This window comes from Aerosakkonema sp. BLCC-F183, from assembly GCF_041929145.1.
Lineage (GTDB): Bacteria > Cyanobacteriota > Cyanobacteriia > Cyanobacteriales > Aerosakkonemataceae > Aerosakkonema.
The window spans coordinates 1-8,425 of sequence record NZ_JBHFNU010000113.1; the positions used below are offsets into that span (position 1 = coordinate 1).

Annotated in this window: 6 protein-coding genes; 4 read left to right on the plus strand and 2 right to left on the minus strand. The window is 39.6% G+C overall.

Annotated features, from left to right (window positions below):
* Positions 1-713 precede the first annotated feature (713 nt).
* On the plus strand, positions 714-1,535 hold the full coding sequence (locus tag ACE1CD_RS33325) for a hypothetical protein (protein WP_374791608.1): 822 nt from the start codon (positions 714-716) through the stop codon (positions 1,533-1,535).
* 334 nt (positions 1,536-1,869) lie between these two features.
* On the opposite strand, the gene ACE1CD_RS33330 is transcribed toward ACE1CD_RS33325, so the two are convergent.
* Both ACE1CD_RS33330 and ACE1CD_RS33335 read right to left on the minus strand, forming a co-directional pair.
* Positions 1,870-2,688: a phospholipase D-like domain-containing protein gene (locus ACE1CD_RS33330; protein ID WP_374791606.1), complete on the minus strand. Its 819-nt coding sequence runs from the start codon at positions 2,686-2,688 to the stop codon at positions 1,870-1,872.
* Between the two features lie 10 nt (positions 2,689-2,698).
* Positions 2,699-2,845 carry a hypothetical protein gene (locus ACE1CD_RS33335; protein WP_374791604.1) on the minus strand — a complete coding sequence of 49 codons (147 nt, stop codon included), beginning with the start codon at positions 2,843-2,845 and terminating at the stop codon, positions 2,699-2,701.
* 218 nt (positions 2,846-3,063) lie between these two features.
* Between ACE1CD_RS33335 and ACE1CD_RS33340 the strand changes: the two genes are divergently transcribed.
* From ACE1CD_RS33340 to ACE1CD_RS33350, 3 genes are read left to right on the plus strand one after another with little or no spacing between them, the layout of a single operon-like run.
* Positions 3,064-4,422, plus strand: a complete 1,359-nt coding sequence (locus tag ACE1CD_RS33340; RefSeq protein WP_374791602.1) for an AAA-like domain-containing protein — start codon at positions 3,064-3,066, stop codon at positions 4,420-4,422.
* Positions 4,423-4,426: 4 nt separating this feature from the next.
* On the plus strand, positions 4,427-7,933 hold the full coding sequence (locus ACE1CD_RS33345; RefSeq protein WP_374791600.1) for an AAA-like domain-containing protein: 3,507 nt from the start codon (positions 4,427-4,429) through the stop codon (positions 7,931-7,933).
* 32 nt (positions 7,934-7,965) lie between these two features.
* On the plus strand, positions 7,966-8,223 hold the full coding sequence (locus tag ACE1CD_RS33350; RefSeq protein WP_374827483.1) for a hypothetical protein: 258 nt from the start codon (positions 7,966-7,968) through the stop codon (positions 8,221-8,223).
* Positions 8,224-8,425 lie beyond the last annotated feature (202 nt).

An 8,425-nucleotide genomic window follows, 5' to 3' on the forward strand; every position in this document is an offset into this window, starting at 1 on the left:
GCATTTATTCTGGTCTCAGTTGCATCTATTCTGGGTCAGTTGCATTTATTCTGGTTCCTTCCCCTTTTCAGTTGCACCATAATCTGGGTCTCAATCTCTCTTGATTGCAGGTCTCACTGTTTATGTTTGCGGGTCGCTACATCTATCAAGCTCGATGGGAAAAATAAAACACTATAGGGTTGCCATGATGATATCTCGGCTCAATGCCATTAAACTTTGTAAAACACATTTTAACTTTCTTCCGTATTGATTTTTCCTTGTTGCATCGCTCTTGCTAGTCCCTCTTCCATCAAAGCTTAACACACAAGTCCTTTGATTTGTCAATAGGCGATATTAAAAGTTAACAAAACGCTGAAATTAGCTCTCTCATAAAGTGGGGTTCAATGGTGGAAAAATCGTGGAAAATTACTGGGAATTTAGTGGAAAATTGGAAATTTTTATCACAGGTTTTGGGGTTATTTTTCCCACTATTCTCCCATTAGCTGACCACTTCTTTCCCACTACTTTCGCTCAAAATAGCGGCGCTCATCAAAATTTATTTCCATTGCCAAAGAACCATCACCAGATGTATTTGGTAAAAAATTAAATTTAATTCCGGACACTCACTCCGGATTTGCCAGAAGGCTATTCCTAGCAGGTTGGTAAATTGGTCGCTCGAATCAGTTTGATAACCAAAAATTTAATTTTGTCAAGTCAGATCGGGGCAACAACTGGTGTCATGTTTTAAGGAAAGCCAAGCCAAAGCTCACAAAAAGTCTACCTCAAAAAAACAGCGCATCGACCCTCGCCTCAGCGTCTGGGATTTGGGCTATTGGGATAAGAGTTGGGATGACCCTACCTGCGAACAACACTGGAAAGGGGCGTCAAATTATCAAGATTTCTGGAGCTTAGATAAAGCTATCAACCGCGCTATTGAACTTAACTTGATGCAAGCGTCAGAAGTACAAAAGGTGAAACGGTTTTGCTTGAAAAATGGCGAGTATACTGTCGGTGATAGTACTTCGGCTGGCTGGTTAATCGAACGGTTTAATGATATTAATCCGACTTTTCCTTATCCATTAAAACCGCTGTGGATGCTGATTGATTTAGGTGATGATGAGCGGTTGTGGTTAGAAGATTTAGACCCAGATAATTTGCTTTTTGAACGGGATATTCCTAGTATTTTTTCTCACCGAAAGATTCAGCAATTACAACTAGAGGACAAAATTATTGTTGACCGGATGACTTTACCTAAGTTATTGAGTTTAGTTATGCCTTCTTCTAGTTGGACTGACTTGCGCTATCAGGAAATCTGGCTTCAATGTATTTTTGAACATGGGACGCTGTATACCTATAGAAGCGAGCATGGCCGGCGTATCCAAATCGCTCGTAGGATGACTGAACTGGAAGAAGCTGATTATAATGATTATGATGATTATAATGATGATTATAATAATGATTATGATGATGATTATTACGAAGAAGAAAAATTAAATTGGGATTCTGATAAATATTATGCAGATAATGAAGATGACGAGCCAGAGGAATTAGATTGACATTCTGAGGGTAAACCTGATAACTAATCCGGTTATACTTTAAGTATTATTAAACTTTAAAGTTTCGCTTTAATTTGGAAAATAAGTGATTAATAAGCGAATAAAACTGAGAAAAACTTGGTGAAATTTGAGGTATACATAACAACAGAGTTATGAATTTTTGATATATTCCTCACTATTCAATCAAAAATTATTGGACTTTTGTAAATTGCGTACTTATACCAATTTAAGGTGAGTTCGACGGAGGCTGAAACACTTATTCCTTCGTTGACTGAAAGCTCGACTCTCTCGTCGTAAAACCCAAAATTTATGTTTTCATCGAACTCACGTTACTTTAGGCAGCAATATCCTCGATCGGAGGATGGTTGCGAATTGCGATCGCATTCCCATATCCGTCGCTCAAATCAGCCCAAATCGGTGAGAAATAGCGGTTATGATGTTCAATAACTTTACTGACATCAGTAAGCACTTCCACCTCGTCATAAAAGTTGCCAGCTTTCCGGTATGCAGTCGGTGTGAGATTTACGCTTCCCTTGAAAGTCAGCAAACCATCAACTACACCTAATTTTTGGTGTGGTAAATCTCCCCAATTGGAACTAGAAGGCTGAACAAGTTTGATAGTCAAATTTTGTGCTTCATTTTGATAGTCTTGCAATTCACGCCTGAGTGAAAATTGGTCTGATGATAATGAAACAATTCCTCTGATGGGAATGCGACGTGCTTTTAGTTTTAAAGCACCAAGAAATTGCGGACTGATCCCAAAGGTGATGAAATGGAAAAAGCGCTGTGCTAGATCCAAAGCATCTAATAAGCCTGTGCAAGGTGAATATTCGGGAGTGTGTTGCCTTACTTTATAGGCTATCTCAGCCAGGTTTTGACAATGTTGAAAAATGTTGTCAATGTCATTAATGTAAAGCTGCTGTTTGCGGAAATGGGAACGAATTAAACTATACTGTTCTACTTCCCAGTTGGCATCAACAAGATAGCGAACGCCACAAAATGGGCATTGAATCTTTTGCTTTTCTTGGCGAGGAATATGGGTAAAGATAGCAAGGCATTTTTGACAATGTGCTTTTCCTGGTTGAAATTGCCTCAAGCTTAAGATGTCGAGGCTGGGTGGAAATACATTGATATTCGGTGCGATGTAGGTCATGTTTTTATCCTTATTTAGGTTGAGAATTGGTATTAGATTGTAAATTTTGGTTGAGTTGAGCCATGAACTGTTCTATGCCTGGTATTAATGGTTGATACCATTCAGGTTGTTCTTTTGGATTGTTAGGTTTGGGTTTTTGAGAGGAATTTAAGGTCATAAATTAACCTTTGATGGTGGCAGCTGGTGAATGGGAACTATTTAAACGATATGGGAAATTTTTAGGAAGTGTTAAATGTGTGCGAAAAATCTCAATTACTCACAAAATTAATGGGTTATATTTGTTTGTCTGGAAAAGCTGAATAGCTCACAAAATTAATGGGTTATATTCGTTTGTGCGGAAAAGCTCACAAAATGGTAATTTAACAAAATTGCTATATGATGAATAACATGAATAAAGAAGATTTCACGAAAGCAGACGAAAGCTTGACACCTCAAAAAAGGAAAGTGTTAAAAGCTTTTCTAGCTGGGGAAACAGAGGAAGCGATCGCTAAACTTATCAAGGTTACTGATTCATCAACTGTAAGACGCCATATTACGGAGACGTGCGCCAAATTTGGTATCACTAATAAAGATGGCGAACATTTTCGTCTGCGTCAGGATTTAGTTGAACTGTTTGTCAAATACAAACCTGACTGGGTAAATCCTGAAGTTATCAATAAATACCTTGGTGAAAACTTACCAATGATAGAATTAGAATTACCGGAAGGAGCAGTAAGTTTGGATTCTCCTTTTTATGTAGAGCGTTCCTCTATTGAATCCCGCTGCTATGAAGAAATTGCTCAACCAGGAGCGTTAATTCGCATTAAAGCACCTAAACAGATGGGAAAAACTTCACTGCTGAATAGAATTTTAGATAAAGCAGCGAAACAGGGCGATAATGCTACGCATTGCTGTCGCGAACGCACAATTTCTTTAAACCTGTTAGAAGCAGATGGAACCGTTTTAAGCAGTTTAGAAAAATTCTTACGCTGGTTTTGCGCTAGGGTTAGCGGAAAATTAGAACTCGCCAATCAATTAAATGAGTATTGGGATGAAGATTTGAGTGGCAATTCTAATTGCACTGCTTATTTTGAAGAATATTTATTATCTGAAATAGATACTCCCCTTACTTTGGGCTTAGATGAAGTAGATCGAGTTTTTCCCTATCCCCAAATTTATGAAGATTTTTTTGGATTGCTGCGAACTTGGCATGAATATGGCAAGAAGCCGGGTATATGGAAAAAATTGCGACTGGTGATGGCATATTCGACAGAAGTTTATATTCCATTAAATATTAATCGCTCACCGTTTAACGTAGGTTTAGAAGTTAAGCTACCAGAGTTTAACTTAGAGCAAGTTCAAGATTTAGCCAAACGTCATCGACTTGACTGGAAAACGGGTAAAGAAGCTCAACAATTAATAGATCTGGTGGGTGGACATCCTTATTTAGTGCGATTAGCTCTTTATCGATTAGCGCGAGAAAATGTCACCTTAGAACAACTATTAAAAGATGCTCCTACAGAATCGGGAATTTATAGCGCTCATCTGCGTGGACATTTGGAAAGGCTGGAAAACGATCGGGAATTAGTAGATGCGATTAAACAAGTGGTTAGTATAAATGAACCAGTACGATTAAAAGAAAAACAGACATTTAAATTAGACAGTATGGGATTGATAAAAAGGCTAGGTAATGATGCGATTCCTAGTTGTGAATTGTATCGTCGGTATTTTTGCGATCGCTTAGAGGTAAGCTAAAATAATGAACGCCAAAAATCAACCAATTTATAGATATCAAGTTGGGGGAAGTTTACCTCCTGATTCCCCTACTTATGTTGTTCGCCAAGCTGACGCAGAATTGTATGAAAAGTTAAAAGCTGGTGAGTTTTGTTATGTACTGAATTCTCGCCAAATGGGTAAGTCTAGCTTGTGCCTAAAAACGATGCAAAGGCTACAAGCAGAAAATCTAAGCTGTGTAGCGATCGACTTAACAGAAATTGGCAGTCAAGATGTTACCCCAGAAAAGTGGTATAAGGGATTGGTAAGCGCTTTAGTCAGGGGGTTCAACCTTTCCAAAAAGTTTAACTGGCGCAGTTGGTGGCGCGAACAAGAGGATTTATCTACAGTTCAGCGATTGAGTTTGTTTATTGAAGAAGTTCTGTTAGTAGAAGTAGACAGTGAGAAATTATTTATTTTTGTCGATGAGATTGATAATGTTATTAGCTTGAATTTCTATTTAGATGATTTTTTTGCACTGATTCGCTCGTGCTGGAATAAACAAGCGATCGATCCGCAGTACAAACGTCTTGCTTTTGCGTTGTTTGGAGTGGCAACTCCTTCAGATTTGATTCAAGATAAAACCAAAACACCGTTTAATATTGGCAAGGCAATTGAACTGAGAGGTTTCGAGGAACAGGAAGCACAACCCTTAGCTAAAGGACTGGAGGCGAAAGCAGATAACTCCCAGGAAGTTTTGAGAAAAATATTACAATGGACTGGCGGACAACCTTTTCTGACTCAAAAGCTTTGTCAATTGGTGGTTAGTTCTAATGTTTCAATTCCTGCTGGTAGTGAATCTGAAAGAATTGAAAGTTTAGTGAAATCGCGAGTAATTGATAATTGGGAATCTCAAGATGAGCAGAATCATTTTGGCACAATTAGAGATCGCATTCTCATCAACGAACAACGTGCCAGCAGACTGTTAGGACTTTATCAACAAATCTTGCAGCAGGGAGAACTTACCGCTGATGACAGTTCCGAACAAATGTATTTACGGCTGTCGGGTTTGGTAGTAAAACAAAATGGCAAATTAAAAGTTTATAACCAAATTTATCAGAATGTTTTTGAGCAAAATTGGGTGAATCAGCAATTAGCTAATCTGCGCCCTTATAGTGAAGCGATTACTGCTTGGTTAACTTCTAACCGTCAGGATGAATCGCGACTGTTACGAGGGCAAGCATTGCAAGACGCCTTGGGGTGGAAACTTGGTAAAAGCTTGAGCGTTGATGATTATGATTTTATCACTGCTAGTCAACAATTAGACAGGCGAGAACTGCAAAGCGAGTTAGAGGCACAAAGGCAAGCTAATCAAATTTTAGAAGCTGCACGTCAAGAAGCTAAGGAAGGCACACGAATAGCACGGGAAGGCATTAAAGCGTTGCAACTTTTTGATGCTGGAAACGAAGAAATAGAAAGTTTACTGTTAGCTATACAGGCAGGACAAGACTTACAAAAATGGATGCAAGATGGTCGTCAATTGAAAGATTATCCCGCTAGTAGCCCGCTATTAGCCTTACAGGTAATCCTTGATAATATACGAGAGCGTAATCAATTTAATAGCCATAAATATGGCAAAAAGACTATAAGTTTTAGCCCAAATTGGGAGTATGTAGCTATAGCCTCAGAAGTCTTCCGTCCTGACTTCACTGCTACGGTAAAGATATTGGAATTATTTGGCGACAAAATAACCACATTCAAAGCAGATGAGCGTCCAGGGAACCAGGTAACAATAATCGAATTTAGCCCTGATGCTAAACTTATTGCTACAGGCTTCTCTAACGGTACGGTAAAACTGTGGGATTTATGTGGAAATCAAATATCCGAAATCAGTTTAACTGGATTGCAAGACATAAAATTTTGCTCCAATGGCGTGTATCTTTTTATTCACTATTCAAGCCAAACAACGCTGTGGGACTTATCAGGAAACCAGATAGCTAAATTTTTAGGCCGAGAGGAAGATATTTATGACGTAAGCTTCAGTCCCAATGGTAAGTACATTGCTACTGTCTCAATTAATAATACAATTAGAGTTTTGGATTTATTGGGGAACCAGATATCACAATGGAAGGGGTCGGATGAAAATGAAGAACTATATAATATTACTTTTAGTCCAGATGTTAAGTATATAGCAGCTGCCTCAACTGCCGGGATCGTTAGACTGTGGGACTTATCAGGAAACCTAATAGCTGAAACTCAAAAGAGAGGTTTGGCTGACATTAGTTTTAGCCCCAATGGACAACACTTAATCACATATAACTACACTGCATATCTGTGGGATTTATCTGGAAAGCTAATAGGTGAATTAGACAAGCCTCGAACTTATTTCGATATAGATGCCAGTTTTAGTCCCGATAGTAAGTATATAGCTACTGCCTCCGATGACTCGACAGTACTGTGGAACTTATCTGGGAAGCAGATAGAACAATTTACTGGGCATTACATCAGTTTTAGCCCAAATAGTGAGTACATAGCCGTTGCTTCAAATAAAGGGATTACAAGCATTTGGGATTTATCTGAAAAAGAAATTACTAAATTTATAGGGCATCAGGGTCACTTAAATTGTGTTAACTTTAGCCCGGATGGTAAATACATTGCCACTGCCTCAGATGACGGCACGGCAAGACTTTGGGATTTATCTGGAAACATAGTAGCTAAATTTATTGGACATTGTGATAAGGTAACGAACGTCAGTTTTAGTCCCAACAGTGACTACATCGCTACTGTTTCAGATGATTGTACTGATTACAATACTGTACGCCTGTGGGAATTCTCTGGTAAGCAGATAGCCGAATTTAAGAGAGAAGGGATATTGAGTATCAGCTTTAGCTCGGATGGTAAACAGATCGCAATTGCTTTATATAACAGCCGTGTAGAGATTTGGGACTTACTAGGAAATAAGATAGAACAATTTTTTGAAGTAGATCAGAACGAGGTAGAGAGCGCCTATTTTAGCCCTAATGGACAGTACGTAGCCACTGTCTCAGATGATCGCAGCATAGAACTTTGGCAATTATCCGGGCATGGGTTAATAAAATTTATTCCCTATCGAAGCGGGGTAACAAGTGTCAGCTTTAGCCCTGATGGACAGTACATTGCTATTGGCTCAAGTGACTGCAAGGCAAGGCTGTGGGACTTATCTGGAAACCTAATAGCCGAATTTTCCGGGCATCTAGAAGTGGTAACAAGCGTCAGTTTTAGTCCTGATGGACAGCGTATTGCCACAACCTCTTATGACGGTACTATAAGGTTGTGGAGCCTATCTGGAAGCCAGATAGCCGAATTTCGCGATGGAGGGAACTGGATTAACTGTGCTACTTTTAGTCCCGATGGTAAATATCTCGCCAGCGCTTCAGATGACGGCACTGCAAGATTATGGCGAGTAGAAACATTAGACGAACTACTCGCTAGAGGTTGCGAATGGCTCAAATATTACTTTGCCAGCCATCCCGAAACGCTCCAACAATTAAAAGTATGCCAAAGAAGTCAGTAATTTAGCACTTATCCTGACATTGCCTTATCCTATTGGCAACGATCGCGATAGCCGCAGGCGCGGCGACAGCAGGAGCCGTTCGCACTTCCACTTCCTCACCCACTCACACGCCTCCAAAAAGCCGATCGCCTTATCTCAAGGAAAGCGCCAACAGCCAAGAAGATCGCACTTGGGCGGTTGCTATTGAGTACCCCGAAGACAGGGAAACAGGATTTATAATCCAAAACGTGAGGAGAACTTCAGCCAGACAAAAGATAGAAAAGGTTCCCTCGCTTTTGCCAAGATTGTAAAGCCGGATCTTTTCTTTTGCTCCAATCTTTAAAATAATCTTCCCCTTTGAGAGATGCTTCCTCAATTGATGACTCACTAACACCAAGTCTTGAAGCTAGTTGCGCTAGAGTTTGAGGCGGCGGTTTGATTGGCGATGATGGAAACGGATACGTTTGAGATTTCCCTCCCCTTCGCTGCTTAATTGATGTTACTTCTTCCTCC

What these genes read in the sequence shown, in the direction of transcription:
- ACE1CD_RS33340 (WP_374791602.1), top strand. Translation starts at nt 3,064, where the DNA reads ATGATGAATAACATGAATAAAGAAGATTTCACGAAAGCAGACGAAAGC.
- ACE1CD_RS33335 (WP_374791604.1), bottom strand. Translation starts at nt 2,845, where the DNA reads ATGACCTTAAATTCCTCTCAAAAACCCAAACCTAACAATCCAAAAGAA.
- ACE1CD_RS33330 (WP_374791606.1), bottom strand. Translation starts at nt 2,688, where the DNA reads ATGACCTACATCGCACCGAATATCAATGTATTTCCACCCAGCCTCGAC.
- ACE1CD_RS33345 (WP_374791600.1), top strand. Translation starts at nt 4,427, where the DNA reads ATGAACGCCAAAAATCAACCAATTTATAGATATCAAGTTGGGGGAAGT.